The organism is Streptomyces sp. NPDC005784 (assembly GCF_042871525.1).
Lineage (GTDB): Bacteria > Actinomycetota > Actinomycetes > Streptomycetales > Streptomycetaceae > Streptomyces.
The window spans coordinates 140,808-167,082 of the sequence record NZ_JBIAIQ010000018.1 but is presented as its reverse complement, the minus strand read 5'-3'; the positions used below and the strand labels follow the sequence as shown (position 1 = coordinate 167,082).

General features: G+C 71.2%; 23 protein-coding genes. 11 read left to right on the top strand and 12 right to left on the bottom strand.

Annotated features, from left to right (window positions below; translation table 11 throughout):
• The first annotated feature begins 10 nt into the window (after positions 1–10).
• Positions 11–922 (top strand): NAD(P)-dependent oxidoreductase, encoded by a 912-nt coding sequence (locus ACFYR3_RS26635; protein ID WP_355849433.1) that lies wholly within the window; start codon positions 11–13, stop codon positions 920–922.
• A gap of 128 nt (positions 923–1,050) precedes the next feature.
• Here the strand turns inward: ACFYR3_RS26635 and ACFYR3_RS26630 are convergent, their stop codons facing one another.
• The 3 genes from ACFYR3_RS26630 to ACFYR3_RS26620 form a co-directional block, all read right to left on the bottom strand.
• Positions 1,051–1,569: a MarR family winged helix-turn-helix transcriptional regulator gene (locus tag ACFYR3_RS26630; RefSeq protein ID WP_355849430.1), complete on the bottom strand. Its 519-nt coding sequence runs from the start codon at positions 1,567–1,569 to the stop codon at positions 1,051–1,053.
• Between the two features lie 117 nt (positions 1,570–1,686).
• Positions 1,687–2,568, bottom strand: a complete 882-nt coding sequence (locus tag ACFYR3_RS26625) for a GNAT family N-acetyltransferase (RefSeq protein ID WP_389284868.1) — start codon at positions 2,566–2,568, stop codon at positions 1,687–1,689.
• 571 nt (positions 2,569–3,139) lie between these two features.
• Complete coding sequence (locus ACFYR3_RS26620; protein ID WP_355849424.1) at positions 3,140–3,403, bottom strand: GlsB/YeaQ/YmgE family stress response membrane protein; 264 nt, start codon at positions 3,401–3,403, stop codon at positions 3,140–3,142.
• A 229-nt stretch (positions 3,404–3,632) separates the two neighbouring features.
• Here ACFYR3_RS26620 and ACFYR3_RS26615 point away from each other — a divergent pair, with 229 nt between their 5' ends.
• Positions 3,633–5,081 (top strand): hydrolase, encoded by a 1,449-nt coding sequence (locus tag ACFYR3_RS26615; protein WP_356782930.1) that lies wholly within the window; start codon positions 3,633–3,635, stop codon positions 5,079–5,081.
• Positions 5,082–5,153: 72 nt separating this feature from the next.
• On the opposite strand, the gene ACFYR3_RS26610 is transcribed toward ACFYR3_RS26615, so the two are convergent.
• Both ACFYR3_RS26610 and ACFYR3_RS26605 read right to left on the bottom strand, forming a co-directional pair.
• The gene (locus tag ACFYR3_RS26610) at positions 5,154–7,880 is read right to left on the bottom strand and encodes a sugar-binding domain-containing protein (protein WP_389284867.1); all 2,727 of its coding nucleotides are present in this window, start codon (positions 7,878–7,880) and stop codon (positions 5,154–5,156) included.
• A 237-nt stretch (positions 7,881–8,117) separates the two neighbouring features.
• Positions 8,118–9,317, bottom strand: a complete 1,200-nt coding sequence (locus ACFYR3_RS26605; RefSeq protein ID WP_355849417.1) for an ROK family transcriptional regulator — start codon at positions 9,315–9,317, stop codon at positions 8,118–8,120.
• A 183-nt stretch (positions 9,318–9,500) separates the two neighbouring features.
• On the opposite strand from ACFYR3_RS26605, the gene ACFYR3_RS26600 reads away from it, so the two are divergent.
• Entirely contained in the window at positions 9,501–10,955 is a 1,455-nt protein-coding gene (locus ACFYR3_RS26600; RefSeq protein WP_355849414.1) for an APC family permease, read from the top strand.
• Between the two features lie 115 nt (positions 10,956–11,070).
• Here ACFYR3_RS26600 and ACFYR3_RS26595 read toward each other — a convergent pair whose 3' ends face one another.
• Positions 11,071–11,637, bottom strand: a complete 567-nt coding sequence (locus ACFYR3_RS26595; protein WP_355849411.1) for a GNAT family N-acetyltransferase — start codon at positions 11,635–11,637, stop codon at positions 11,071–11,073.
• A 199-nt stretch (positions 11,638–11,836) separates the two neighbouring features.
• On the opposite strand from ACFYR3_RS26595, the gene ACFYR3_RS26590 reads away from it, so the two are divergent.
• Together ACFYR3_RS26590 and ACFYR3_RS26585 are read left to right on the top strand one after the other, a co-directional pair.
• Positions 11,837–13,372 (top strand): AMP-binding protein, encoded by a 1,536-nt coding sequence (locus ACFYR3_RS26590; protein ID WP_355849408.1) that lies wholly within the window; start codon positions 11,837–11,839, stop codon positions 13,370–13,372.
• Between the two features lie 114 nt (positions 13,373–13,486).
• Positions 13,487–14,254: an ArsR/SmtB family transcription factor gene (locus tag ACFYR3_RS26585; RefSeq protein WP_389284873.1), complete on the top strand. Its 768-nt coding sequence runs from the start codon at positions 13,487–13,489 to the stop codon at positions 14,252–14,254.
• Between the two features lie 134 nt (positions 14,255–14,388).
• Here the strand turns inward: ACFYR3_RS26585 and ACFYR3_RS26580 are convergent, their stop codons facing one another.
• Positions 14,389–14,991, bottom strand: a complete 603-nt coding sequence (locus tag ACFYR3_RS26580) for a TetR/AcrR family transcriptional regulator (protein ID WP_355849405.1) — start codon at positions 14,989–14,991, stop codon at positions 14,389–14,391.
• A 116-nt stretch (positions 14,992–15,107) separates the two neighbouring features.
• Between ACFYR3_RS26580 and ACFYR3_RS26575 the strand changes: the two genes are divergently transcribed.
• The 5 genes from ACFYR3_RS26575 to ACFYR3_RS26555 all read left to right on the top strand — a co-directional run bounded on the left by ACFYR3_RS26575 (position 15,108) and on the right by ACFYR3_RS26555 (position 20,241).
• The gene (locus tag ACFYR3_RS26575) at positions 15,108–15,959 is read left to right on the top strand and encodes an MBL fold metallo-hydrolase (protein WP_389284866.1); all 852 of its coding nucleotides are present in this window, start codon (positions 15,108–15,110) and stop codon (positions 15,957–15,959) included.
• Between the two features lie 160 nt (positions 15,960–16,119).
• Positions 16,120–17,445 (top strand): NAD(P)/FAD-dependent oxidoreductase, encoded by a 1,326-nt coding sequence (locus ACFYR3_RS26570; RefSeq protein WP_389284865.1) that lies wholly within the window; start codon positions 16,120–16,122, stop codon positions 17,443–17,445.
• Positions 17,442–18,173, top strand: coding sequence for a DUF1365 domain-containing protein (locus tag ACFYR3_RS26565; protein ID WP_355849396.1), 732 nt, complete (start codon positions 17,442–17,444; stop codon positions 18,171–18,173). The genes ACFYR3_RS26570 and ACFYR3_RS26565 overlap by 4 nt, the downstream gene beginning before the upstream one ends.
• Positions 18,170–19,438: a cyclopropane-fatty-acyl-phospholipid synthase family protein gene (locus ACFYR3_RS26560; protein WP_355849394.1), complete on the top strand. Its 1,269-nt coding sequence runs from the start codon at positions 18,170–18,172 to the stop codon at positions 19,436–19,438. The genes ACFYR3_RS26565 and ACFYR3_RS26560 overlap by 4 nt, the downstream gene beginning before the upstream one ends.
• On the top strand, positions 19,435–20,241 hold the full coding sequence (locus ACFYR3_RS26555; RefSeq protein WP_355849391.1) for a DUF1295 domain-containing protein: 807 nt from the start codon (positions 19,435–19,437) through the stop codon (positions 20,239–20,241). Before ACFYR3_RS26560 ends, ACFYR3_RS26555 begins: the two co-directional genes overlap by 4 nt.
• Positions 20,242–20,368: 127 nt before the next feature.
• On the opposite strand, the gene ACFYR3_RS26550 is transcribed toward ACFYR3_RS26555, so the two are convergent.
• The 3 genes from ACFYR3_RS26550 to ACFYR3_RS26540 form a co-directional block, all read right to left on the bottom strand.
• The gene (locus tag ACFYR3_RS26550; RefSeq protein WP_355849388.1) at positions 20,369–21,121 is read right to left on the bottom strand and encodes an anti-sigma factor; all 753 of its coding nucleotides are present in this window, start codon (positions 21,119–21,121) and stop codon (positions 20,369–20,371) included.
• Positions 21,118–21,702 carry a sigma-70 family RNA polymerase sigma factor gene (locus ACFYR3_RS26545; RefSeq protein WP_355849385.1) on the bottom strand — a complete coding sequence of 195 codons (585 nt, stop codon included), beginning with the start codon at positions 21,700–21,702 and terminating at the stop codon, positions 21,118–21,120. Before ACFYR3_RS26545 ends, ACFYR3_RS26550 begins: the two co-directional genes overlap by 4 nt.
• Before the next feature lie 154 nt (positions 21,703–21,856).
• Positions 21,857–22,492 (bottom strand): sigma-70 family RNA polymerase sigma factor, encoded by a 636-nt coding sequence (locus ACFYR3_RS26540; protein ID WP_356782950.1) that lies wholly within the window; start codon positions 22,490–22,492, stop codon positions 21,857–21,859.
• A gap of 112 nt (positions 22,493–22,604) precedes the next feature.
• On the opposite strand from ACFYR3_RS26540, the gene ACFYR3_RS26535 reads away from it, so the two are divergent.
• The gene (locus ACFYR3_RS26535; RefSeq protein WP_355849379.1) at positions 22,605–23,603 is read left to right on the top strand and encodes a MerR family transcriptional regulator; all 999 of its coding nucleotides are present in this window, start codon (positions 22,605–22,607) and stop codon (positions 23,601–23,603) included.
• 168 nt (positions 23,604–23,771) lie between these two features.
• Here ACFYR3_RS26535 and ACFYR3_RS26530 read toward each other — a convergent pair whose 3' ends face one another.
• Both ACFYR3_RS26530 and ACFYR3_RS26525 read right to left on the bottom strand, forming a co-directional pair.
• Positions 23,772–24,509: a DUF4142 domain-containing protein gene (locus ACFYR3_RS26530; RefSeq protein WP_355849376.1), complete on the bottom strand. Its 738-nt coding sequence runs from the start codon at positions 24,507–24,509 to the stop codon at positions 23,772–23,774.
• A 212-nt stretch (positions 24,510–24,721) separates the two neighbouring features.
• The gene (locus tag ACFYR3_RS26525) at positions 24,722–26,125 is read right to left on the bottom strand and encodes a cryptochrome/photolyase family protein (protein ID WP_389284864.1); all 1,404 of its coding nucleotides are present in this window, start codon (positions 26,123–26,125) and stop codon (positions 24,722–24,724) included.
• Between the last annotated feature and the right edge of the window lie 150 nt (positions 26,126–26,275).

Sequence of the window (26,275 nt, the reverse complement as noted above, 5' to 3'; positions counted from 1 at the left end):
TCGCATCAGTATGACAACGAACCAGAGCATTCTCCTGGCCGGTGCGAGCGGTGTCCTCGGCCGGCACATCACCCGGGCCCTGACGGAAGCGGGCCATGAAGTCACCGGCCTCGGCCGCGGTCCCGCCAACGGTGTCCGGGCCGATCTGATGGACCGCGACGCGCTGCTGCGGGCCGTCGACGGACAGCGCTACGACACGGTCGTGCTGGCCGCGACCGCCCTGCGCAAGGCGCCCCTGCGCCACCGCGACATGCACGCGACCGACGCCCTGCGCGTCGACGGCACCGCCCACCTGGTCGAGGCCGCGCGGGCCACCGGCGCACGCCGGCTCGTCGCCGAGTCGATGATCTTCGGGTACGGATTCGGCGACCACGGCGACCGGGTCGTCACCGAGACCGACACCTTCGGGCCCGAGGGGGCCACGCCCGAACTGGAACGGCACATCGCGGCCATGCGCATCAAGGAGCGCCTCACCTTGGAGGCCGCCGGTCTGGAGGGGGTCGCACTGCGCTTCGGCCTCTTCTACGGCGAGGGCGGCACCGACGCCCTGCTGCCCATGCTGCGCGGGAGGCGGCTCCCCGTGTCCGACGACCACGGTCGGGTCCTGCCCTGGGTCGACCTCGCCGACGCTGCGCGCGCGGTGGCCGCCGCCGTGGAACGCGGCCGCCCGGGTCAGGCGTACAACGTCGCCGACCGCACGCCGCTGGGCTTCGCGTCCCATGTCCGCGCCGTGGCCGAGGAGTTCGGCCTGCCGAAGCCGATGACCGTACCGCTGTGGATGATGAGGCCCATGTCGTACGCGCATGTCGTGATGCGCACGACCCTGCGGGTGTCGTCGGCGAAGGCGGAGCGGGAACTGGGCTGGACGCCCGCGCACCCGTCCGCCTACGAGGGTCTCGCCGCGCTCAAGGCGGCCGCCTGACCCTGAACGCGGTCTCGGCCGAGGTCCCCCATCTCTCGGCGAGCCCGCCGGTGCGGCGCAGGTGGACATATATGGAACACCTTCGCGCGGCTGCGTTTCGGCCGGCGTCAGGGCCGGGAGTTCTGGGCCTAGGCAGGTTGTGGCTGGTGGCTGTCGAGCAGCTTGGCAAGCAGGTCGCAGAGCTGTCGTTGTTCGGCGGCGTCGAGGCCTGCGAGCAGGTCGGCCTGGACGGTATCGGCGTGCCGTTGGAGTTCTCCGAGGTGCTGCCTTCCGGCCGGGGCGAGGGTGACGACGTTGCGGCGCCGGTCGGCGAGGTCGGCTCGACGGTCGACCTGGCCGCAGGCCTGCAGGCGGTTGATGATGCCGCTGACGTCGTTGCGGTCAAGGCCGAGGCGGCGGCCGATGTCGGCTTGGCTGAGCCCCCGTACTCCTCCAGTGCCGCCAGGACCGCGAAGTCGGCGCGGGCGCTCAGCGGCATGCGCCGCGCGGTCAGCCGGGCGCCGAGCGTTGACACCTTGTTCGCCTGCCAGCTGGCGAGTTCGCGCGGTCGGGCCGGGGGCTGCAATCCGTGATCCGTGTCCGCCATGTTCCCATTCATGCCCCGTGCCCCCCACCCTGTTCGAACCGGTCCCGCAGTCCGTACTCATCGAGGGCCTCGGCAACGCCGCGTAGGGCCTCGCGTCACAGACGTCCTGCCGCCGGCCCCGCCGCCGGTAGGACTGCGCCGTGGGCCAGAGACGGGAGACCCGGGCCCCCTCGTCGGTTCAGAGGTCCAGCCGGTACTCCAGCTCCCGGTGGGTGGGCTGATAGCCGAGTGAGTCGTTGATGCCGATCATGGGCGCGTTGCTGTCAGCCGTGTCCGTCAACAGGCCGGCGAGTTCCGGGTAGCGCAGACGGGCCCGGCGGATCGACTCCGCCTTCATCCACAGTCCGAGGCCGTGGCCGCGGTGCTCGGGCAGGACGCCCGTTCCGTAGTGCTGGGCGTCGCCCCGGCCGTCGCCCGGCACGACGACTTCCGAGAATCCGACGACGGAGCCGTCCGAGCGGTCCAGCACGGCCACCGTGTGGAGCGCGTCGCCCCGTTCGAGGACGACCTCGGCCACCGCCACGACCCGCTCCACGTCCCAGACGTCGATTCCGTAGTCGCTGTCCTCCATCGGCATGTCGTCCATGGCCCGCCGGGAGTCGGCGTAGGTGTGCGCAAGCTCGGGCGGCACGACGCCGTCCCAGTGCGTCAACTCGTAGCCCGAGTGTGGGTGTTCGGCCATATCAGTCACGGCCCGGAGGTCCAGTTCCGGCAGTGGGAGGCGTGCGAACGTCAGGGCCAGCACCTGGTGGAACCCGTGCGCCGCGAGAAACCGGTCGCCGGGAGAGCCGGCCGTGACCCGGGAGACGAGCGACCGCCGTTTGTCGCTCCGCGCGGCGGTCACGGCGGCGTCCAGGAGAGCGCCGCCCACTCCCGTGCGCCGTTCGGCCGGGTGTACGGCGATCTCCAGCTCGGCGCGATGATCCTGACCCTCCGTGGTGAACAGCCGGAGGAACGCCGAGCCCAGCGGGACCCCTTCGGCGTCCGAGGCCAGCCAGGCCAGACGGCGGCTCGACGCGGTGGCTCCGGGATCGGTCAACGGCGTGATGCGTGGCGGCAAGATCTCTCCGTGGCGTCGGGCGTGCGGGTGCGAAGCCCGCAGACCGTAGCCGCGCGTACCCACGCCCCGCAACGGAATTGAGCGGCGCCGCCACGCAGTTCATCCGGTACCCCGCACCAGGTCGCCCCAGACTTGTCGGCTGGGCCCCGACCGATGGGCCCGGGCCGATCAGCGCCGGATGTTGGAGCGTCGACCGCTGAGCACCGGCCGCTGGTGCCCCGTCCGCTGAGCACCGGCTGCTGGAGGGCCAACCGCTTGGCACCGGATGCTGGAGCGCCGACGTTCAGCACCCGGATGCTGGAGCGTCGACCACTCAGCACCGGCGCTGGAGGGCCAACCGCTCAGCACCGACTGCTGGAGGGCCGACCACTCAGCACCGACTGCTGGAGGGCCAACTGCTTGGCACCGACTGCTGGAGGGCCGTCCGCTCAGCACCGACTGCTGGAGGACCGACCGCTTGGCACCGGATGCTGGAGCGTCGACGTTCAGCACCCGGATGCTGGAGCGTCGACCACTCAGCACCGGCGCTGGAGCGCCGTCCTCCCGGCACCGGCCGCTGGAGCGCAGCGGCTCAGCGCCGCCCCCTCGTCCGGTCCAGTGCCGCGACACCCAGTGCGGCCAGGCCTACCTGGATGAGCCACTCGATCCAGTCGACGCCCTTGGTGTCGGCGACGCCGAACGCGGCGGCGACACCCGACCCGATGAACGCGGCCACGATGCCGACCGCGATCGTCCACAGGATGCCGATGCGCTGGCGTCCCGGCACGACGAGCCGGCCCAATACACCGATGATGATGCCGATGAGGATGGCACTGATGATGCCCGAGATCTCCATCTCCGCCCCTCTTGGTCGGTCCCCCGCAGTTATGTATCTGCCCGTATCGCGCGGAGCCAGTCCGCTCCCGCGGATGCACCCCGTGGCGGACCCGTCCGGACCCTGTGCAGCCACCGTTTAGTCATGTACCGTTCAATAATCTGTTGAACGGAGGACGGCCAACTTCCGTTCTACGCGCGCAGACTTAGCGCCCGCACCGCCTCTCCCCACTCTGACGGAGGTTCGCCGGATGCTCGGATTCAGGAAGTCCCGCCACAGACTCACCACGGCACTGGCCGTGTTCGGACTGCTCATCACGGGCGCCGCCGTTCAGGCGGCCACCGCCATCCCCGCCCACGCGGCCACCCCCCACCGCGTCCTGTTCGACAACGGCCACGCCGAGACCGCTGGCAACGCCGACTGGATCATCTCCACCAGCCAGCCCGACCCGCTCGGCCAGGACTCCACCCCGTCCGCCGAGACCGACTGGACCGGCGCGCTGTCCTCGTGGGGCGTGGCCCTGCAGAAGACCGGCAACTACAGCCTCAAGACGCTGCCTTCGGGCTCCAGCCTGACCTACGGCGGCAGTGCCGCGACCGACCTCGCGAACTTCGACGAGCTGGTGCTGCCCGAGCCCAACACGCTGTTCACCACCGCTGAGAAGACCGCCATCATGACGTTCGTCAAGAACGGCGGCGGCCTCTTCATGATCTCCGACCACACCGGCGCCGACCGCAACAGCGACGGCTACGACGCGGTCGAGATCTTCAACGACCTGATGACCAACAACAGCGTCGACAGCACCGACCCGTTCGGCTTCTCGATCGACACGCTGGACGTCAGTTCCGGTTATCCGGCCGCCATCAGCGACAGCACCAACACGATCCTGCACGGCTCGTTCGGCACCGTCACCAAGAGCCTGATCGCGGACGGGACCACGGCCACGCTCAAGCCGGCGGACAACTCGGCCGTCAAGGGCCTGCTCTACCGGTCCGGTTACTCCGGGAACACCGGCGCGTTCTTCGCGACCAGCACCTTCGGCAGCGGCAAGGTCGCCTTCTGGGGCGACAGTTCACCGATCGACGACGGCACCGGCCAGTCCGGCAACACCCTGTACGACGGCTGGAACGACACCGGCGCCACCAACGCCGCGCTCGCCCTCAACGCCACCGACTGGCTCGCGGGCACGAGCAGCAGCGGTGGCGGGGGCGGTGGCGGCGGCACCTGCACGGCCGCGCAGCTGCTCGCCAACCCCGGTTTCGAGTCCGGCAGCACGTCCTGGACCGGCACCAGCGGGGTGATCACCAACAGCTCCAGTGAGGCAGCGCGCACCGGTTCGTACAAGGCGTGGCTCAACGGCTACGGCTCGGCCAACACCGACACGCTCTCCCAGGCCGTGACCATCCCCTCGGGCTGCTCGGCCACCCTGAGCTTCTATCTGCACGTGGACACGGCCGAGACGACCACGACCACGGCGTACGACACCCTCAAGGCGCAGGTCGTCAACAGCAGCGGCACCGTGCTGTCGACCCTGGCCACGTACTCGAACCTGAACGCCGCGTCCGGGTACGCGCAGCGCACGTTCAGCCTCGGCACCACGTACGCCGGGCAGACGGTCACGATCAAGTTCACCGGCGTCGAGGGCTCCACGCTCCAGACGTCGTTCGTCCTCGACGACACCGCGCTCAATGTGAGCTGAGCGCGAGCCGGACGAGGGGCGGGCCCGGAACCGGGTCCGCCCCTCGCGCCGTTCCACCGGGCCCGGACGGTTCTACCGGGCCCGGACCGTGCGCTCCTCCGTGTTCCACCCGGAGATCCGCACCGCGGGCCCGGCCCCGTGCAGTTCGGCCGTCCGGCATGTCGCCGTCAGCGTCACCGACTCGCCCGGCCACAGGCTCACCTGGTTGTCGGACCACCGCACCGGCAGCACCGGCCTGCCCTTGGCGTCCACGAGATGCGCGTCGGTCAGGAGTGTGGGCGTCTTCCCGCTCCCGTCATTGCGCAGGACGACCTTCGTCGTGGAGGTCCCGCCGGGACCCGACGAGGTCGACACGGAGGCCGAAACCGGCACCCGGGCCATGGAGTTGAGCCCCGTGAGGTCCGCGTAGCTCGTCGTCGGCGTGTAGTACCAGTCGGTGTTCGCCCAGTCGATGGTGTCCGGCCGGGTCGACAGCCAGTAGACGTTGCGGCTGACCTCCCTGCCCCCGGCGTCGCGCAGCACCAGGCGCGCCAGATACGTCGTCGACAGACCCCTCACCGAGGACGGCACCGTGAGCGCGGTGCCGCGCGCCCCGTCGCCCCGCACGGTGACACCGGTCGCCGTCCTGTCGTACCGCTGTGTGCCGTCGGTGTCGAAGAGCGTGACCCGCGCCGTGAGGCCGGACACGGACGCGTGCCGGTTGTTCACGACGACGACGGACCGGTCGTCGTACGAGTACTGGATGTGCAGGGGCTCGTTGGCCTTCTTCGCCCCGAAGTAGGCCCCGCCCTGGTCGAGGTAACGGTCCATCAACTGCCAGTGCAGCGAGGTCCATCCGCTGTTGAGCATCCAGTGGACGACCCCGGTCGAGGGCTTCGAGGCATCGGTGGCATTGCGCCCGTACGCCTCGAACTGCGCCCGTACGTTCTCGTACTGGGCGAGCTGCGCCTTGCGCACGTAGTCGGTGAGACCCGTCGGCGCGCCGTAGCGGCCGGCCAGGGCGGCGTCGTAGATCTTGAGGGTGCCGAAGACCGGGGAGGGTGAGCGGTGGTACTGCTTGACGTCCGGGTTCTTCCAGAGGGTGTCCAGTTCGGCGGGCGACATCATGCGGCGGAGGGTGTCGAGGGTGGGGATGTCGGGGCCCGCGCCGGTCTCGGAGTTGAAGCCGGTGGCGCCGCCCTCGCGCTTGGCGTACCAGTAGCCCGGCGGGATCCAGTCGTAGGGCCCGGTCATCTTCATGCCCGAACTGCCGGACAGTGGCGAGGAGTTGTCGGACGCCGCGGCGACCACCGGGGTCGGCCAGTCGGCCGCCTTCAGCGCGTCGAGGTAGGTCTTCTCGATCCTGGCGTCCGGCGCGAAGTCGCTGCCGATGAGGAAGGAGATGACGCTCGGGTGGTCGCGCAGCCGGGCGGCCTCGGCGGTCATCGACGCCTTGGCGACCGGGTAGTCGGCGGCGGTCCATTTGTCGCCGGTCTCCGTGCCGTTGACCTGTCCCTCCCACTTGTCGCAGCACTCCCAGCCGGGCAGGGTGAGAATGCCGTAGCGGTCGGCGAGGTCGAAGAACTCGTTCGGCTCGATGTGGCCTTCGAGGCGGATGGTGTTGAGGCCCAGATCGCGCACGTACCTCAGCCGGTCCTCGACGTACCCCCGGTCCCAGCGCAGGAACTCGTCCGGGGACCAGCCGCCGCCCTTGATGAGCAGCCTGCGGCCGTTCACGCTGTACTGCCGGGCGCCGTCGGCATTCAGGGGCGCCTTCACGTCGCGGACGCCGAAGTCCTCGTGCGCGGTGTCGGAGACGGTACCGGCGACGGAGACGGTCAGATCGAGGCCGTACAGCGGCTGCCCGCCCATGCCTGCGGGCCACCACACCCTCGGTGACGTCAGGTGCAGCCCGGGGACGTCGGACGGCGAGAAGGTGACCGCCTTCGTCTGGTGGGCCGCGAGCGGGACGGTCTTCGAGAACGACTCCGGGCCGATGCGGCCGGACACCGTGGCCGTGACGGCCGAGCCGGTCTCGTTGCGCGCCCGCGCCTTGACCGTGAGGTCCGCGGACCGGAGCGAGGGCACGTCCAGGCGGGTCGGCACATGCGCGTCGCGCAAGGCGACCGGGCCGCCGCGGCGGACGAGGACGTCCCGGACGATGCCCATGTTCTGGTCGGGCGGCGGCTGCAGCCAGTCGATCCAGCCCATCGTCAGGTTCTTGTTCGGGTCGTTGGGCCGGATGCGGAAGGCGACCGTGTTGGTGCCCGCGCGCACCAGCGAGGTGATGTCCAGCTCGTGGTGCGTGTAGGCGCCGGCCACCTCGGCGGCGTCGGCGACCCGGCGGCCGTTGACGTAGACGTCCGCCGCCGAGATCACCCCGCTGAAGTCCAGATAGCTGCGCTCGGAGGTGTCGGTGACCGTGAAGTCCGAGCGGTACCACCAGGGCACGGTGAAGTCGGCCTTCGGGATCTTCCGCAGGTTCGTCGAGTAGAATGGATCCTCGTACGTCCCGTTCGCGAGCAGCGCCGCGAGGACCGTGGAACGGGAGCCGGCCGGGTACCAGCCGCTCACCCCGTAGCCGGGGCTGGAGACGGCGGACGCCGGGTCGAGGACCTTGGCGCTGGACTGGATCGCGTACCCGGACAACGCCGTGGCGCTGCCCGGCGCGGAGGCCACCGGTGTGACGCGGACGTGCGGCACGGCGATCGCTCCGATGTCGGGCCCGTCGGCCCAGGCGCTCGCGGAGAGGGTGCACAGCAGGCCCAGGGCGACGGCGGCCGTGGCGAGGCGCCGCCGGGAGGCAGGGCGGTGGAACACGGTGATCTCCTTGGGAGGTGGGGGAGCATCCGCGCTTCGGCACTGCAAGTTAGGAAACTTTACTAACTAGGCCCACAAGCTAGGCCGGTGAGTAAGCCATGTCAATCACCGGCCCGTCGATCACAGCGGGGCGGCCCTTCCTCGCCCGCCTCCCGGCCCCCGCCTCGCACCGCCCGTGCCGACCGCCCGTGCCGGGCGGGCGAGTTGTGCGGGGGCGGCGGCGGGCGCCGCCCCGGTTCAGGATGCCGACCTGCGCTCGAACACCACATCGCGCGCGGTCCCCAGCGCCGTGGCCACCGCGCCGAGCAGCACCGCGTCCTCGCCCAGACGGCCGGGTGCGATCCTCGGGCGCAGGGGTGTGAGGGCGCGCAGGGTCTCGCGGACCGGCTTCAGTAGCAGATCGACGCTGTGGCCGACGCCGCCGCCCAGAACCACCAGGTCGGGATCGAGCACCGCCGTCGCGGCCGCCACCGTGTGAGCGATCCGCTCGCCCTCCAGCCGGACCGCCTCGACCGCGGGCTTGTGGCCTTCCCGGGCGGCATCGAAGACGGCCTTCGCGGTAAGCTGCCCGGTCATGCCGAAGTGCCGGGCGGCTTCGACGACCGCCTCGCCGGACACCGCGTCCTCCAGGGTCTCGGGCTTGTGTCGGCCGGGCCACGGCAGGAAGCCGATCTCACCGGCTCCGCCGTGCGCCCCAGTGAACAGCCGTCCCTCGCTGACGACACCCATGCCGAGGCCGGTGCCGATCATGATGTACGCGAACAGCCGACTGCCGGCGCCGACCCCGTACGTGTACTCGCCGAGCGCCGCGAGGTTCGCGTCGTTGTGCACCTCCAGCGGGATGCCGAGTTCCTCCCGCATCCGGTCGAACAGGCCCGCCCGCCCCCACCCGGGCAGATGCATCGCGTACCGCACCCGGCGCTGCTTCTCGTCGTACACGCCCGGCGTGCCCACCACCGCGTGGGCCACCTCGTGCGCGCCGACACCGGAGTTGGCGACGACCTGGTGGGCGGTGGAGACCACGAGATCGGCCATGGCGCCCGAGGTGCGGGCGCGGTTGCGCACGTCGGCGCGCGCGACCACCGCGCCGTCGAGATCGGCGACCGCGACGCGCAGCCAGCTGCGGCCGATGTCTATGCCGAGCGCGTACCCGGCCGCGGGGTCGGGGGCGTACAGGACGGCGACCCGGCCGCGCTCGGGAGCCCGCGTTCCGACCTCGTGGACGAGTCCCGCCTCCTCCAGCGCGGCGAGCGCGCTGGAGACCGTCGGCTTGGACAGGCCCGTCTCGCGGGCGAGTTGCGCGCGCGAGGCGGCACCGTCGGTGCGCAGCCGGTCGAGGAGCAGTCGCTCGTTGGTGCTGCGCAGCCGCCGGCGGTTCCAGGGCTGTTCGGGCTGCTCTGCGGTGTCGCCGACGGGCATCGGACCATTCTCACTCATTCATGACACCCCCTTGACGTGCTTAGTAAGGCTCCTTAACTTTATCGCCCAGTCAGCCTCGCCGGGCGAGCCGAGGGGAGCCCAGCGCCGGCCGGTCACCCGCCGCCCTTGATCCGTCGGCCGCGCCATCGACGCCGGCCGTCACCTCGTACCTCTCCCCGCGTCCTGTCCTGAGGAGGACCCGTGTCCGGTACCCCGCCACCCACCGGCGGTTTCGTCCGCCGTATCGGCCTGTTCCAGGCCACCGCCATCAACATGAGCCAGATGTGCGGCATCGGGCCGTTCGTGACGATCCCGCTGATGGTCGCCGCGTTCGGCGGCCCGCAAGCGGTCATCGGCTTCATCGCCGGCGCTCTGCTGGCGCTCGCCGACGGGCTCATCTGGGCCGAGCTCGGCGCCGCCATGCCCGGTTCCGGCGGCAGTTACGTCTATCTGCGCCAGGCCTTCCAGTACCGCACCGGGCGTCTGATGCCGTTCCTGTTCGTGTGGACGGCGATGCTCTTCATCCCGCTGATCATGTCCACGGGCGTGGTCGGCTTCGTGCAGTACCTGGGCTATCTGGCCCCTGACATGGGCAAGACCACCGGCGACCTCGTCGGACTCGGCATGGTCGCCCTCGTCGTCCTCCTGCTGTGGCGGGGGATCGAGCACATCGCGCGGATCACCGCTGTCATGTGGGCCGTGATGATCACCTCGGTCCTCCTGGTGATCGTCGCCGCCGCCACCGACTTCAGCGCCGACCTCGCCTTCACCTACCCGGCGCACGCCTTCGAACTGTCGGGCAGCCACTTCTGGATCGGCTTCGCGGCAGGCCTGACCATCGGCATCTACGACTACCTCGGCTACAACACCACCGCGTACATGGGCGCCGAGATCAAGGACCCCGGCCGCGTCCTGCCCCGCTCCATCATCTTCTCGATCCTCGGCATCATGGTGATCTACCTGCTGCTCCAGATCGGCACGCTCGGCGTCATCGACTGGCACCGGATGAAGGACCCCGGCGACATCGCCTCCACCTCGGTGGCCTCGGCGGTCATGGAGGAGACCTGGGGCAAGGGCGCCGCCGACACCGTCACCGTCCTCATCCTGATCACCGCGTTCGCCTCGGTCTTCACCGGACTGCTCGGCGGCTCGCGGGTGCCCTACGACGCGGCCCGCGAGCGTGTCTTCTTCCGTCCGTACGCCAAGCTGCACCCCAAGCACCGCTTCCCGATGCTGGGTCTGGCCACGATGGGCGTCATCACGGCGATCGGGTTCCTGATCGGCCGCCACACCGATCTCGCCACCCTCATCCAGCTGCTGACCACGGTCATGGTGATCGTCCAGGCGCTGGCCCAGGTCGTCGCCCTGTCGGTGCTGCGCAAACGGCAGCCGGGCCTGCGCCGCCCGTACAAGATGTGGCTCTACCCGGTGCCGAGTTTCCTGGCCCTCGCCGGCTGGCTCACCATCTACGGCTACGCGGACAAGAACTCCCCGGGCCGCCACCCCATCGAGTGGTCGCTGGCCTGGCTCGCCCTCGGCCTCGTCGCCTTCGTCGTCTGGGCGCGCCTGGACAAGGTGTGGCCGTTCGGCCCGAAGGAGGTATCCGAGGAGTACCTGACGGCGCCGGCTCCGGAGACGGAACCCGCCGGGGCGTGACCGCCCGGGGCGCCCCCGGACGCACGATGTCCGGGGGCGCCCACCTGAATCCGACGGCCTGGGCAGACCTGGGCCCTCGGACCCGCCGGGGGCCTGTCGCCGCCGGTCACGGAGTTCAGCCGTGGCCGTCGTCGGCCAGCTGGCTCCAGGTCCGAAGGACCACGTCCCGGCCCTTCGCCGTGCGGAGGACGGGCTCGTCACCGGAGAGAACGAAACCCGTCGCCTTGGCGACCCCCTCGCTCGCCGTGTTCCCGTCCTCGATGCACAGCACGATGCGCCGCCCGCCGACGCGACGGTGGGCGAAGTCCACGACGAGCCGGACCGCGCGGGTCGCGAGCCCCCGGCCCCGGTACGCGGCCCCTACGCCGTAGGCCAGCTCGACGTCCCGCTCGTCGGCCGTGCCGGGGAACAGCAGGATCTCGCCCCGGGGCCGCTCACCGTCCGTGGTGATGGCCAGCTGTACGCCCCGCCGCTCGGCGTTTTTCTGCTCCGCCGCCGCGAGGTAGGCGAGTGCCGCCTCGGTGTCGAAGGGAGAGGCGACCGGCGTCCATCGGTCGATCTCGGGATCGTCGTAGAGCGCGACGAGATCCGCGACATCGTCGTCGGACCACTCGCGCAGATGCAGCCCCAGCCCGTCGATACGCAGCGGCCCGGGGAAGTCGAAGGTCGGTCGGCTGTCCATCGGACGATCGTGACGCGTCGAGCGGGCGACGGCCAAGGACGCAGGGACACGCACATGGATACGGACACGCACATGGATACGGATACGGACACGCACATGGAGGCGGACACGGCGGTCGACGCCACTTGGGGGTTGTCCGGGTGCGCGGGCGCGTGGCCAGGATAGAACTGGGACATCGTCCGATCGTCGGGAGGCCGTGATGCTCGTCCCCTTCGGGGCCCGTGATTTCCTGGACCGCGCCGTCACCGTGTACGGCGACCGCGTCGGCGTCGTCGACGAACCGGACCAGCCGGCCGAGTCCTGGGAGGGGCTGACCTACCGGCGCGTCGGAGAGCTGGCCAGAGCCCAGGCCGCCGGCCTCGACGCGCTGGATGTCCCGCACGGCGCGCGTGTGGCCGTCGTCTCGCCCAACAGCGCCAGGCTGCTCACCTCGTTCTTCGGCGTCAGCGGCCACGGCCGCGTCCTCGTACCGGTCAACTTCCGTCTGACGGCCGACGAGGTGGGTTACATCGTCGAGCACTCGGGCGCGAGCGTCCTGCTCGTCGACCCCGAGCTGACCGACCGCTTCGCCGGGGTCAGCTGCAAGCACCGCTTCACCCTCGGCGCCGCCGCGGACGCCGAGCTGTACCGCTTCGACACCGAACCCCGCGCCTGGGAGGCGGACGAGAACGCCACCGCGACGATCAACTACACCAGTGGAACGACCGCCCGGCCCAAGGGCGTACAGATCACGCACCGCAACATCTGGGTCAACGCCACGACCTTCGCCCTGCACGCCGGTGTCACCGACCGTGACGTTTATCTGCACACCCTGCCCATGTTTCACGCGAACGGGTGGGGGATGCCTTTCGCGATGGCGGGCCTCGGCGTCCGGCAGATCGCGCTGCGCAAGGTCGACGGGGCGGAGATCCTGCGCCGGGTGGCCGAGCACGGGGTGACCGTGATGTGCGCGGCCCCGGCCGTCGTCAACGCGGTGCTGGCAGCCGCCGAGTCCTGGGAGGGCGAGATCCCCGGCCGCGACCGGGTCCGCATCATCGTCGCCGGAGCGCCGCCGCCCACCAAGACCGTCGCCCGCGTCGAGTCCCTGTTGGGCTGGGAGTTCATCCAGATCTACGGGCTCACCGAGACCTCACCCCTGCTCACCGTCAACCGCACCCGTTCCGAGTGGGACGACCTCGACCCGCAGGCCCGCGCCGAGAAGCTGGTCCGCGCCGGCGTCCCCGCGCTGGGAGTGACCCTGCGCACCGCCGCCGACGGCGAGATCCTCGCGCGCTCCAACGTCATCCTGGAGGGGTACTGGGAGCAGCCCGCGGAGACCGAACGGGCGCTGGCCGACGGCTGGTTCCACACCGGCGACGGCGGATCGATCGGCGAGGACGGCTATCTGACGATCAGCGACCGCAAGAAGGACGTGATCATCACGGGCGGTGAGAACGTGTCCTCGATCGAGGTGGAGGACGCGCTCTTCAGCCATCCCGCGATCGCCGAGGTCGCGGTGATCGGCGTGCCGCACGAGAAGTGGGGAGAGACCGTCAAGGCCCTGGTGGTCCTCGCGCCGGGCGCGGAGGCGACGGAGAGTGAACTGATCCAGTACTGCAAGGAGCGCCTCGCCCGATACAAGGCACCGACCTCGGTCGAGTTCCGGAGCGAGCTGGCCCGGACGGCCACCGGCAAGCTCCAGAAGTACAAGCTGCGCGAGCCGTACTGGGAAGGGCGCGACCGGGACGTCAACTGACCGTTTTCCCCGGTCGTCTGCCACCCCGGCGGCAGACGGCCGGGTTTCTTCGTGGTTGACATGCAGTCGATTGCCTGCATAACGTTGGGTGTGCGATCAGAGAGCGACTCCGGAATGGACCACGTCTTCAAGGCGCTCGCCGACGGGACCCGGCGGCGACTGCTCGACCGGCTCCACGGGCACAGCGGCCAGACACTCGGCGAGCTGTGCGAACACATCGACATGACACGCCAGTCGGTGACGCAGCACCTGGCCGTCCTGGAGGCCGCCAACCTCGTCAGCACCGTGCGGCGAGGGCGGGAAAAGCTGCACTACCTGAATCCGGTGCCGCTCCACGAGATCCAGGAGCGGTGGATCGACAAGTTCGAGCGCCCGCGGCTGCGCGCGCTCGGCGCCCTCAAGGAACGAGCCGAGGAAGTCATGACCGACAAGCCGAACTTCGTCTACGTCACCTACATCCGGAGCACTCCCGAGAAGGTCTGGGACGCGCTCACCGACGCCGATCTCACCGCCGCCTACTGGGGCCACAGCAATGTCTCGGACTGGCGGACCGGGTCCCGCTGGGAGCACCGGCGCACGGACGGCTCCGGTATCGCCGACGTGGTCGGGACCGTCGTGGAGAGCGAGCGCCCGACCCGCCTCGTGACCACCTGGGCCGCTCCGGAGGAGGAGGGCGACGCGGACAAATACTCCCGCGTCACCTTCGACATCCAGCCGCACGCCGACATCGTGCGGCTGACGGTGACGCACGAGGACCTGCCCGGCGAGGACGCGCTGCGCGACGCCACCTCCGGCTGGGCCGCGGTGCTGTCCAACCTGAAGTCCCTGCTGGAGACCGGCAGCCCGCTGCCCCAGGAACCCTGGCTCATGCCGAGCCGCTGAACCGGACGCGGGTGCCGGCCTGGACACGGGTGCCCGCCGTGCGGACATTGGCGATTCGACGCGTACGCGTGGGTATGGGTGTTTGGTTCGGCGGCCCGTCTTACCGCGGGGTCCGTCGGTCCCGCGAGGTTGCGTCAGGGGGCGCTGAGCAGGCGGGCGATGGCGTGGCGCGCCCGGGTCGGCGCCTGTGGGTCGCGGTACAGCTTGATCGACTGCCCGGCCGCGAGGATCACGCCGCCCAGCTCGAAGGCGAGCTGGTCCACATCGGTGCGTTCGGGGAGTTGGCGGGTCTCGACCGCCGTGTTCAGTTCCGTCAGGACGTACGCCGTCCACGCGCCCAGCGCGGCCAGGACCGCGTCGCGGACCGGGCCGGGGCGGCCGTCGAACTCGCTCGCCACCGAGGTGAGGAAGCAGCCTCCGTGCCCCTCGCCCTCGGCCATGTAGGCGATCCACTCGACGTAGGTGCGTGTCAGCCGCTCCGTGCCGGGCCTGGCCCCGACGGCCCGCGCCGGCACGCGCAGGGTGAACCGTTCGACAGCCGCTCCCAGGACGGCGAGCTGGAGCGCTTCCTTGCTGCCGAAGTGACCGATCACGCCGGCCTTGCTCATCGCCAGGTCGGCGGCGAGGCGTCCGATGGTGAGGCCTTCGAGGCCTTCCGCGGAGGCCAGCGTGAGGGCGCTGTCGATGATCCGTTCGCGGGTGGCGGCGGTTTCGGCGACGGACTTGCGCGGGCTCATACGGCCAGCTTAACCTGACGACCGTTCGCTATTAGCTTACGAACGTTCGTTATCTATTGGGACGCGGCTCTGTGCCGGTGCCAAGGGGCACCCATGAGCGCCTGAAGGGACTCATCGTGAAGATCCACCACCTGAACTGCGGTTCCCTGCGGACGATCGACAGCGAGGAGGGAAGCCTGCCCGCCGTGTGCCACTGCCTGCTCGTCGAAACCGACCGCGACGGCCTCGTCCTGGTCGAGACCGGCATCGGTACGGCCGATGTGGCGCGCCCCGAGGAGAACCTCGGCGCGGACTTCCTCGGCCGTGCCCAGCCGGTCCTGGACCTCGCCGAAACCGCGCTGCACCAGGTCACCGCCCTCGGCTTCCGGCCCGAGGACGTACAGCACATCGTGCTCAGCCATCTCGACCTCGACCACGCCGGCGGTCTTCCCGACTTCCCCTGGGCGAAGGTCCATCTGACCGAGGCCGAGCATCGCGCGGCCATGGCGGCACCGGGCGCCCACCCCGAGGACCGCGTCCGCTACCGCCCGGCCCAGTGGGCACACCATCCGCACTGGGTCACGTACGCGGAGCCCGCGGGGGACCCCTGGTTCGGCTTCGACGCGGTCCGCCCACTGGAGGGGCTGGACGCGGAGATCCTGCTCGTCCCGCTCGGCGGGCACACCCGGGGCCACAGCGCGATAGCGGTCCAGGACTCCGGACGCTGGCTCCTGCAGTGCGGTGACGCCTACTACTTCCACCACGAGATCGACCCCGACCACCCCGTGGGCCACCCCGGTCTGGATCTCCTCCAGCAGATCGCCGAGGTGGACCGGCCTCTGCGGCTCGCCAATCACGCCCGGCTGCGGGAACTGGTCCGCCTGCACGGCGACGAGGTCGATGTCTTCAGCGCCCACGACCCTTGGGAACTGGCCCGGTACGTGGACGGAGCCGGTAGCGGGGCGTCCAGCGGTCCAGCGGTCCAGTAGTCCCAGCAGGGCGTCCCGGCGCCTCGACGTTCGCCTGCGGCGTTGTCCGGCGACGTTCTCCCGTCCGATCGAAGGAAGATCGAGCCCGGCCAATCCGCGAGGGCCTCAGCTTCGGAATACCTGCGAGAGCTCCGATCGGGAGCCGGGCGGGAGGAAACCGATGAGACGCAGGTCCGCAGACGCTCCGGACGGCGGCGCGGGGCGCACCGAGCGGGAACGGCGGGAGGCGCGCCGACGTACGGCCGTGATCGGCGGGGGAGTTGCCGGGCTCACCGCCGCGTACGTGCTGGGCCGTGAGCGGCCCGTGGCCGTCTACGAGGCGGACGACCGGCTCGGCGGACACGCGCACACCCACGACCTGACCTCGTCCGACGGACGTCTGCACCGCGTCGACTCGGGCTTCATCGTGCACAACCAGCGCACCTACCCGAACCTGTTGCGGCTGTTCGCCGAACTCGGCGTCGCCACCCAGGAGTCCGAGATGAGCATGTCGCTGCGGTGTGAGGGGTGCGGACTGGAGTACGCGGGCGCGCGGGGCCCCGCCGGCCTGTTCGCCCGGCCGCGCAGCGCGCTGCGCGGCCCCTATCTGCGGATGCTCACCGAAGTGCCGGCCTTCCACCGCGCCGCCCGCCGGCTGCTGGCCCGGGGTGGCGAAGACAACCTCACCCTGGGCGAGTTCCTGGCCCGGGAGCGCTTCTCGCCCTATTTCACCCGGCACTTCATGACCCCGCTCGTCTCCGCGGTCTGGTCCTGCGACGCGGCCACCGCCCGCCGCTACCCGGCCGCCTATCTGTTCCGCTTCATGGACCACCACGGCATGCTGTCGGTCGGCGACTCGCCGCTCTGGCGGACGGTGGCCGGCGGCTCCCGCTCCTACGTCGACCGGTTGGCCAAAGAGCTCGACGCGGTGCACACCTCCACCCCGGTCCGGGCCGTTCGCCGTCACGCGGACGGTGTGGACATCACCACCGAGGACGGCACCACCACCTCGTACGGATCCGTGGTCATCGCGGTCCATCCCGACCAGGCGCTGAGACTGCTCGCGGACCCCACCCACCCGGAGCGCGAGGTGCTCGGCGCCTTCCGCTACTCGCGCAACAGCACCCTGCTGCACACCGACACGGCACTGCTGCCGCGCGCCCGCGGGGCACGCGCCTCCTGGAACTACCTGATGCCCGACTGCGAGTCCGACGCGGACCGGGTCCGGGTGAGCTACGACATGAACCGCCTCCAGCGGCTGGACGCACCCGAGACCTATGTGGTCACCCTCGGCGGGGAGGACCGCGTCGACCCGGCCCGGGTGCTGGCCCGCATGGAGTACGAACACCCCGTCTACACCCCCGAGTCGGTCGCCGCCCAACGCCGACTCCCCGCCCTGAACGGCCCCGTGACCGCGTACGCCGGTGCCTACCACGGCTGGGGCTTCCACGAGGACGGCTGCCGGTCCGGCGTCGAGGCCGCCGAGGCACTGGGGGTGACCTGGTGACCGACACCCCCGCCCTCTATCCCTGCACGGTCGCGCACATACGGACGAAGCCCACCCGGTACGCGCTCCGCCACCGGACGTACATGTGGCTGACCGACCCCGACCACCCACCCGAACTGCCGTACCCGCTGCGCCCGTTGGCCCGCTTCGATCCCCGCGACCACTTCGACGGCGACCAGCCGAGCATCCGGGCCGGCCTGGACCGCTTCCTCGCCTCGCACGGCGTCGACCTGCACGGCGGGCCGGTGCGGATGCTCGCCCACGCCCGGGTCCTCGGCCACGTCTTCAACCCACTGACCCTGTACTGGTGTCACGACCCCGACGGCACCGCGCGCTGCGTCGTCGCCGAGGTGCACAACACCTACGGCGAACGGCACTCCTATCTGCTGCACCCCGACGACAGCGGCACCGCGCGGACCCGCAAGGAGTTCTACGTCTCGCCGTTCTTCCCCGTCGACGGCGCCTACCGCATGCGGCTGCCCGAGCCCGGCACCCGCCTCGACCTGACGGTGCATCTGGAACGCGAGGGCGCCCGGCCCTTCACCGCCACCGTACGCGGCACGCGCCGGGCCGCGACCCTCGGCGCCCTGCTGCGTCAGGCGGTGCGCCACCCGTGGTCCACCGCCGCCGTGTCCGCCGCCATCCGGCTGCACGGCATCCGTCTGTACCTGCGCGGACTGCCCGTCCAGCCCCGCACCCCGCAACGAGCCCAGGAGAACGTGAAATGAGGACAGCCGAGTCCTGCCCCGTCGAGGCACCCCGACAGGACACCGACCCGCTCCCCTGGCCGGACGTGATGACCGGCCCGCAGTCCTCGCGGGCCCGCACCGCCGTCACCCGCGCGCTGCTGCGCCGCGCCCTGGAACGCCTGCCCCTGCAAGCGCGGTTCGCCGATGGAACCCGCCTCGGCCTCGGCGGCCCGGTCATCGAGATCCATGACCCGTCCGCCTTCCACCGCCGCATCGGCGCCCAGGGCCTCGTCGGCTTCGGTGAGTCCTACATGGCGGGGGAGTGGGACGCGCCGGACCTGGTCGCCGCGCTCACCGTCCTCGCCGGGAACGCGGCCGAGCTGATCCCGGCCCCACTCCAGAAGCTGCGGGGACTCTGGGCGATGCGCCGGCCGGACGCCCAGCGCAACACCCCCACCGGCGCCCGCGACAACATCAGCCGCCACTACGACCTGTCCAACGATCTGTTCGCGCTCTTCCTCGACGACACCCTCAGCTATTCGTCGGCGCTCTTCCGGGGCTTCCCCGCCTCCTGGCCACTGCTGGCCACCGCCCAACACCGCAAGATCGACCGGCTGCTGGACCTCGCCGAGGTCGGACCCGGCACCCGGTTGCTCGAAATCGGCACTGGCTGGGGCGAGTTGGCGGTCCGTGCCGCCGCGCGCGGCGCCCACGTCACCTCGCTCACCCTCTCCCGGGAACAACAGGCTCTGGCCCGTGAGCGGGTCCGCGAGGCGGGACTCGACGACCGGGTGAGCATCGAGTTGTGCGACTACCGCGAGGCCGCCGGTACGTACGACGCCGTGGTCAGCGTCGAGATGATCGAGGCGGTCGGCGAGGAGTTCTGGCCCGTCTACTTCGCGACTCTCGACGCACGGCTCGCCCCCGGTGGCCGGGTCGCCCTCCAGGCGATCACCATGCCGCACGAGCGCATGCTCGCCTCCCGCGACACCTTCACCTGGATCCAGAAGTACGTCTTCCCGGGCGGACTGCTGCCCTCTGTGGAGGCGGTGGAAGAGGTGACCCGCGCTCACACCGGCCTGCGCACCACCCGTAAGGACTCCTTCGGGGCGCACTACGCGGAGACCCTGCGCCTGTGGCGCGAACGGTTCACCGAGCGGGGCGACGAGGTCGCGGCGCTCGGCTTCGACGAGACCTTCCGCCGGATGTGGACCTTCTATCTCGCGTACTCCGAAGCCGGATTCCGCTCCGGCTATCTGGACGTCCAGCAGTACCTGTTCACGAAGGAGGACCCCACCCGATGAGCGGTTTCCCCTGGGGAGCGTTCGCCCAGAACCTCGCACTCGCGGCCGTCGCGGCGTTCGCCGTCATGCTCGCCACCTTCGCCGTCGCCGTACGCAAGGGCCTGCACCGGATCGTGGACGTCGCCTGGGGGATCGGCTTCACCTCGGTGGCCATCGTCAGCTTCCTGGCGTCCGCCGGCGAGGGCGACGAGGGCAGGCGCGTGCTCGTCACCGTCCTCACCGTGGTGTGGGGACTGCGGCTGGCCGCGCACATCGCGCGGCGCGGCCGGGGGCACGGCGAGGACCCGCGCTACGACGCCCTGCTGGCCAGGGCCCCCGGCAGCCGAGACCTCTACGCCCTGCGCATGGTGTACCTCCTGCAAGGGGCGTTGGTGTGGCTGGTGTCGCTGCCCGTCCAGGCCGCGCAGTACATTCCGGGGCCCCTGACGGGCTTCGCGTGGGCGGGCACCGCGCTGTGGGCGTCCGGCCTGTTCTTCGAGGCGGTGGGCGACGCCCAACTGGCCCGCTTCAAGGCCGATCCGGCCCACCGCGGCCGCATCATGGACCGCGGCCTGTGGAGCTGGACCCGCCACCCCAACTACTTCGGTGACTTCTGCGTGTGGTGGGGCCTGTTCCTGCTGGCCTGCGACAGTCCTCAGTCGGCGGCGGTGACGGTGGTGTCACCGCTGGTGATGAGCTACCTCCTGATCAACGGGAGCGGAAAGCCCATGCTGGAGCGCCACATGGCGCGGCGCCCGGGTTTCACCGAGTACGCGGCGCGCACCAGCGGTTTCTTTCCGCGGCCACCGAAGCGTCGCGGCTGACCGGTCCGGAGTTCCCTCCTCGGCACCGTGGCGTCGCCCGTGGGTCCCCTCCCGCCGGAGGGGACCCACAGGCGGTACGGCGAGCACCTCGTGCCCCCACCGGTGCAGCGGGTGAGGGCACGAACGCTCAGGTGGGGAAACTCAGCAGAGCCAGCGGATCGGAGGTGGGTTCGGCCGAACCACCGACCGGCTCCACCGTGATCCCCATGCCGGACGCGCCGTCGACGGAACCCTCCATCAGCACCGCCTCGGTGGTGCGGCCCGGGTCCATCAGTCCGGCGGACCGCATGGTGCCCGCGTCGTCGAACCACAGCTGGTAGACCTTGCCGCTCGGCGGCTTGGCCATGCGTGCGGCGATGAACACCGCCTGGTCCCGGCTCTTGGACACGACCACCGTGCCGCTCGCCCCGCCCGCCAGCGTCGCCGTGCGCGACGTGGCGTCGGGAGCGGCGAGGACCGCGGCCACCTCGTCCGTACGCCGTTCGGCCTGCCGGGCCTGCTCCTGGGCGTCCTGCGCGCGCTCGTGCTGCCACACCGCCGCACCGCCCAAGGAGGCAGCGGCGGCCAGAGCGGCGGCGAGCGCCCATCGCGCGGGCCGGAGCCGGCGGATGCCGGTGGCTCGGGGCGCCGTGCGGGGAACCGTGCGCGGCGACTCCTGCCGGACCGTGGTGATCCGCCGCATGACCTGGGCCTTGAGCGCCGGGCCCGGCGAGGCGGTGACGGCCAGGCCCAGCCGAGCGGCCGCGGCGGTCAGCTCGCGGACCTCCTGGGCGCAGTCCGCGCAGTCCGCGGCGTGCCGCTCGAAGCGCTCGCGCTCGTCGTCGGCCAGCGCGTGCAGCGCGTACGCGCCGGTCAGCGTATGCAGATCCACCGGGGTCACGCCGTCACCCCCAGGCAGTCACGAAGCCGGATCAGACCGTCACGCAGGCGGGTCTTGACCGTGCCGAGGGGAAGCGCCAGCAATTCCGCCACCTCCCGATAGGTCAGGCCGCGGTAGTAGGCCAGCGTCACCGACTGCCGCTGGAGCTCCGTCAGCGTGCGCAGACAGCGCCGTACCTGCTCATGTTCCAGGCGCGCCTCGACCTGTTCGGTCACCTCGTCGAACTCGGGCGTCCGGTCGAGGAGAGCGGCCTTGTGCTCGCGCGCCGCCGAGGCCTCGACCGATCGCACCCGGTCCACGGCCCGCTGATGGGTGAGGGTGAGGACCCAGTTCATCACCGACCCGCGCTCGGGCCGGTAGCGGGCGGCCGTCCGCCACACCTCGACCAGCACCTCCTGGGCGACCTCCTCCGACTGCGCCCGGTCGCGCAGCATTCTGCGCGCGATGCCGAGGACGGGGCCCGCCACGACGTCGTAGAGCGAGGCGAACGCCTCCTGGTCACCCCGGGCGACCCGGGCCATGAGATCCGGCAGGTCCGGCTTCGCAGACGGGTCCCTCCCGATCTCCACGGCTTCCTTCACAGTGTGGTCCTCCAGGACGCTTTGACGGTTCGGAAGTGATCCGAAGCCGGTCGGGCCGCGGATTGGCCCACGGCCCGGGAAAGTACGGACCTGCCGGAACACATCGGCGCGATGCGGTCCGGACGGCCCGCGGCCCACGGCGAGCCGTCGGCGCTCAGACCTCCGCCGCCGACCGCAGACCGTGGCGCAACTGGTGCAGACCGCGTCGGGAGTGGCTCTTGACCGTGCCGAGCGGCAAGCCGGTGCGCTGGGCGATCTGTGTCTGGGTGAGGTCCTCGTAGAACGCGAGGTGCAGTACCCGGCGCTGCGCTGTGGGGAGCTTGGCCAGCTCGTGCCGGACGAGGACACGGTCGAGCGTCGCCTCGGGGCGGGTCCGCGTGTCGTCGGCGAGGGCCAGCAGGGCGCCGGCCGCGCCGACCAGTTCGGTGCGCCGGGTCCGCGCGGACAGCGCGTCGGCGATCTTGCGCCGGGTGATGCCGACGAGCCAGGCGGCTACCGGGCCGCGTTCCGGGCGATATCCCCGACCGCCCCGCCACACGGCGAGGAACACCTGCTGAGTGACGTCCTCGGCCTCGCGCGGGTCCCCCAGCGAACGCCGGGCGAGCGCGTGGACGAGGGGCGCCCAGCGCCGGTACGCGGTGCCCAGCGAGGTCTCGTCCCCGTCGATGATGCCCCGCGCCAGGTCCGCGTCAGTGACTGCGTCCGTGACCGTATTCGTGATCGCGTCCGTGTCCGTGATCGTGTCCGCAGGCTCGGCGGCCCGCTGTCCGGCGGTCGGATCTGCGTTCATGGCCACGGCTCCCTGCTCCGGGCCCCTCCTGCGACGGACCCCGTGAACCCATCGTGCGAACCAAGGGACAGAGGCGACAACTCGCATCGTTTCTGCGTCGTATAGTCGCCGTATGGGTGAGAGCCGGTCGGATCAGGGGCGGGATCCGGGCACGGGATCCGCCGAAGCCGCTGTCACCACAGGTGCGCTGGCCCGTCGCCTCGGAGTGTCACCGACCACGCTGCGTTCCTGGGACCGCAGGTACGGCGTGGGGCCTGCGGTCCGTTCCGACGGGCGGCACCGTCGCTGGACGCCCCAGGACGTGGCGATGCTCGAGGAGATGTGCCGGCTGACCTCGGCCGGAGTGCCGCCGGCCGAGGCGGCCAGGGCGGCGAAGGGCGCGTCCGACCCGGTTGCGCCCGAGGTCAGGACCCCGACCGACGAGCTCGGTCCCCCGTCGCCGGCCGCCGGAGCGGAACCCCTCGGGGACCCCCGGCAGGAGTGCAGGGGCCTCGCGCGCGCCGCCGTACGCCTCGACGCGCCGTCCGTGGAAGACCAGTTGACCTCACTCGTCACGCGCCATGGCGTGGTCGTCGGCTGGGAGGAGGTGATGGTGCCGACCCTGCACGCGGTGGGCCGCAAGTGGGAGTCCGCCGGGGACCGTTACGTGGAGGTGGAGCACCTGCTGTCCTGGCACATCTCCCGGGTGCTGCACCGCGCCTCCGGACCGACGGGGCCCGGAGTGCCGGACACCGCCGCGGGACCCGTCGTGCTGGCCTGCGTGCCGGGCGAACAGCACTGCCTGCCGCTGGAGGCGTTGCACGCGGGACTCGTCGAACAGGGCCTGCCCACCCGGATGTTCGGCCCAGCCGTGCCACCGGAGGCGCTGACCGCGGCGGTACGGCGGCTGGGGCCGGTCGCCGTCGTGCTCTGGTCCCAGACCCGTTCCACCGCCGACCGCCCGCTGGCCCGGCACATCGCCGCCACCACCTGGGGAGTCAAGGGCGCACGCAGCCAACCCGTCGTCCTCCTCGGCGGCCCGGGCTGGGCCGGACGCCCGGAACCGGGCATGCTCCGGCCGCCGGGACTGCGGGACGCGCTCACCGCGTTGGTGGGCCTGGCCGGCGGCTGAACCGGCCGATGGTCACCGCGAGGCCTCGCGTATGCGGCCGCATCCCCGCATCCCCGGAGCTCCGCATACGCAGCTCCGTAGCCCCTCGTACGCAGTTCCGGAGTCCCTCGCACGCGGCCGCTGTTTACCTGAACCCCTACGTGGCCGCCGTTCCCGTCGTCGCGCCGATCAGCCCACCGTCGGCGTCGGGGAGGGGGTCACGGGGAGCGCGGCCCCGCTCGCGGGCGGCGTCAGGACCACCTCCGGCTCGCCGGGCTGCGGCGGCGGAGGCGTCAGGTTGACCGCGGGCACCTTCGGGGGAGTCGTCTCCTGGATCACCACCTGGTTGAAGTTGACCAGTCCGGTCTTCTCCATCACGGTGATGTGGTCCAGCACGGTGTCGTTGGCCTGGTCGGCGAGTTGACGCACGAGGGTGTTCTCGGTCGTGGCGCGGATCTTCGCGACGGTCGAGAAGATCTGGCCGTGCGTTATACGCAGGATGTTGGCGAAGTCGGTGTCGAACTTCTTGCCGGTGTCCGTGCTCAGGGTCGCCACGAAGCCCTGCTGCTGCGGAGACGGCTTGTTCGGCAGCGTGACGCCGAGCTGCTTGGCGATCTTGCGGTCCGTGTCGTCGAGTCCGGCATGCCCCGAGATCAGGTGCTGCCCCGCCGTACGGACCGCCGGTATGGTCCCCTTCTGCAGGGCCAGTTGCCCCACCGGGTACTCCCACAGTCCCGCCGCGCGCACCTTGACGAGGAAGTCGCGGTCGGCCTCGGTCAGCGGCCCCGACGGGGGATTGGCGATGATGCGGACCGGGGCGGCGGACGTGGTCTGAATGCCCAGCATGGCCGGATAAGCGAGGGCCGCCAGAGTCAGCGTCAACGCGCCGCACACGAAGAGTGTTCCCGCGTTCCGTGCAATGCGCATCGAGCAGCCTCCTGGGGGCGGGGGCGGCGGGCCCGGAGCTGTTGGCTCCGGTCGGCCGCGCGGTGGATCCGGTACGGACGGATCCGGTACGAGTGGTTCGGACGACCACCTATACGGCGGTACTCCGGTGAGAAATCTCTACAACGGGTAAAATCCCTGGCAGTTTATATTCGGCTCGAGCCTCCCGATCACCAGGTCACGCCCCGAGTCGGTCACGGCCCCGAATCCGTCACGGCTTCGAGTCGGTCACGGCCCCGGGCCCTCTTGAACCGGGCCAGCCCCTCGGACAGCTCGACGATCGGGTCCGGGTAGGCGCGGGCCGCGCGGTCCAGGCCCCGGAGCTTCCACGGCTCGTGCACCGCATGCCCCGCTACTCCCGCCAACTCGGACACCCAGCGCCGGACATATGCCCCGTCAGGGTCGTAGCGCCTGGCCTGGATCACCGGATTCAGGACGCGGTTGGGCCGGCTGTCCGTGCCCGTTCCCGCCATCCACTGCCAGTTGAGCTGGTTGTTGGCGACATCGCCGTCCACCAGCAGGTCCAGGAAGTGCCGGGCCCCGACCCGCCAGTCCACGTACAGCGTCTTGGTCAGGAAGCTCGCGGTGAGCAGGCGCCCCCGGTTGTGCATCCAGCCCTCGTGGCGCAGCTGCCGCATCGCGGCGTCCACCACCGGATAGCCGGTGCGCCCCTCCCGCCACGCCTCGATGTCGTCCCGGGCCTCGGCGGACGTGCGCCAACGGTCGTGCTTGGTCCGGTAGTCGGCTGCGGAGGCGTCCGGCCGGGCGGCCAGCACCTGATGGTGGAAGTCCCGCCACGCCAGCTGCCGTACGAACGCCTCGGCGCCCGGACCGTCCGCGCCGCGCGCCCGGTGCACCAGCTCGACCGGAGACAGCGTGCCGAAGTGCAGATGGGGGGAGAGCCGGGAGGTCGCGTCGCCGGGCAGGTCGTCATGGCGGTCCTCGTACGCCCCGATCCCGCCGCGCAGCCAGGCCGCGAGCAGTTTCCTTGCCTCCCTCTCGCCACCCCGGGCCAGTCCCTCGGACACTCGGGACACCTCCGAGCGGGACGGGATCTCCTCCGAGGCGACGCCGTCCGGCACCCGGACGATCCGGGGAGCGGCGACAGCGTCCCGCAGCGGCTGCCGCGCCCAGTGGCGGTAGTACGGCGTGAAGACGGCGAAGTGGTCGGAGGACGCGGGAGTGACGGCGCCGGGAGCCAGCGCGGTGACGACCGTCTCATGGACGTGCAGTCGGCACCCCTCCGCCTCCAGGGCGGTGCGCAACCGCTCCTCGCGGCGGTGCGCGTAGCCGCTGACGCCCGCCGCCATGTGCACCTCGTCGGCGTCGGCCTCGGCGACCGTCCTGGCCACCTCGGTCACCACGTCGCCGGAGCGCACCACCAGACGACCGCCGTGATCCCGGAGCCCGGCGTCGAGATCCGCCAGACAGTCGGCGAGGAACGCCATCCGGTTGGGGGCGGTGAATCCGGCCCTGGCGACGGCCTCGTCGCGGACGAAGAGCGGCACCACCGTGTCCGAACCGTCGAGGGCGGCTCGTAGCGGCGGGTGGTCGTGCAGGCGCAGGTCCGAGGTGAACAGGACGATCGAGACGGTCATGGGGGTGGCTCCGGGGCAGGGCTGCGAGGGGTACGGCGTCGGACTGCTTCGGCTGGGCCGACCGGTGTGGATGCGTGAGGTGGGCGGGAGGTGCGGATGTGCGGTCGGGTCGGCTCGCGTGGATCCGTGATCAGGCCGGATCCTGCGGAT

Bases quoted from the DNA above. Each gene is read 5' to 3' on its own strand.
- ACFYR3_RS26540 (WP_356782950.1), bottom strand. From the start codon at position 22,492: ATGAACGCAGATCCGACCGCCGGACAGCGGGCCGCCGAGCCTGCGGAC.
- ACFYR3_RS26615 (WP_356782930.1), top strand. From the start codon at position 3,633: ATGCTCGGATTCAGGAAGTCCCGCCACAGACTCACCACGGCACTGGCC.
- ACFYR3_RS26630 (WP_355849430.1), bottom strand. From the start codon at position 1,569: ATGAGTACGGACTGCGGGACCGGTTCGAACAGGGTGGGGGGCACGGGG.
- ACFYR3_RS26555 (WP_355849391.1), top strand. From the start codon at position 19,435: ATGAGCGGTTTCCCCTGGGGAGCGTTCGCCCAGAACCTCGCACTCGCG.
- ACFYR3_RS26530 (WP_355849376.1), bottom strand. From the start codon at position 24,509: ATGCGCATTGCACGGAACGCGGGAACACTCTTCGTGTGCGGCGCGTTG.
- ACFYR3_RS26580 (WP_355849405.1), bottom strand. From the start codon at position 14,991: ATGAGCCCGCGCAAGTCCGTCGCCGAAACCGCCGCCACCCGCGAACGG.
- ACFYR3_RS26605 (WP_355849417.1), bottom strand. From the start codon at position 9,317: ATGAGTGAGAATGGTCCGATGCCCGTCGGCGACACCGCAGAGCAGCCC.
- ACFYR3_RS26525 (WP_389284864.1), bottom strand. From the start codon at position 26,125: ATGACCGTCTCGATCGTCCTGTTCACCTCGGACCTGCGCCTGCACGAC.
- ACFYR3_RS26535 (WP_355849379.1), top strand. From the start codon at position 22,605: ATGGGTGAGAGCCGGTCGGATCAGGGGCGGGATCCGGGCACGGGATCC.
- ACFYR3_RS26590 (WP_355849408.1), top strand. From the start codon at position 11,837: ATGCTCGTCCCCTTCGGGGCCCGTGATTTCCTGGACCGCGCCGTCACC.
- ACFYR3_RS26560 (WP_355849394.1), top strand. From the start codon at position 18,170: ATGAGGACAGCCGAGTCCTGCCCCGTCGAGGCACCCCGACAGGACACC.
- ACFYR3_RS26585 (WP_389284873.1), top strand. From the start codon at position 13,487: ATGGACCACGTCTTCAAGGCGCTCGCCGACGGGACCCGGCGGCGACTG.
- ACFYR3_RS26635 (WP_355849433.1), top strand. From the start codon at position 11: ATGACAACGAACCAGAGCATTCTCCTGGCCGGTGCGAGCGGTGTCCTC.
- ACFYR3_RS26620 (WP_355849424.1), bottom strand. From the start codon at position 3,403: ATGGAGATCTCGGGCATCATCAGTGCCATCCTCATCGGCATCATCATC.
- ACFYR3_RS26570 (WP_389284865.1), top strand. From the start codon at position 16,120: ATGAGACGCAGGTCCGCAGACGCTCCGGACGGCGGCGCGGGGCGCACC.
- ACFYR3_RS26595 (WP_355849411.1), bottom strand. From the start codon at position 11,637: ATGGACAGCCGACCGACCTTCGACTTCCCCGGGCCGCTGCGTATCGAC.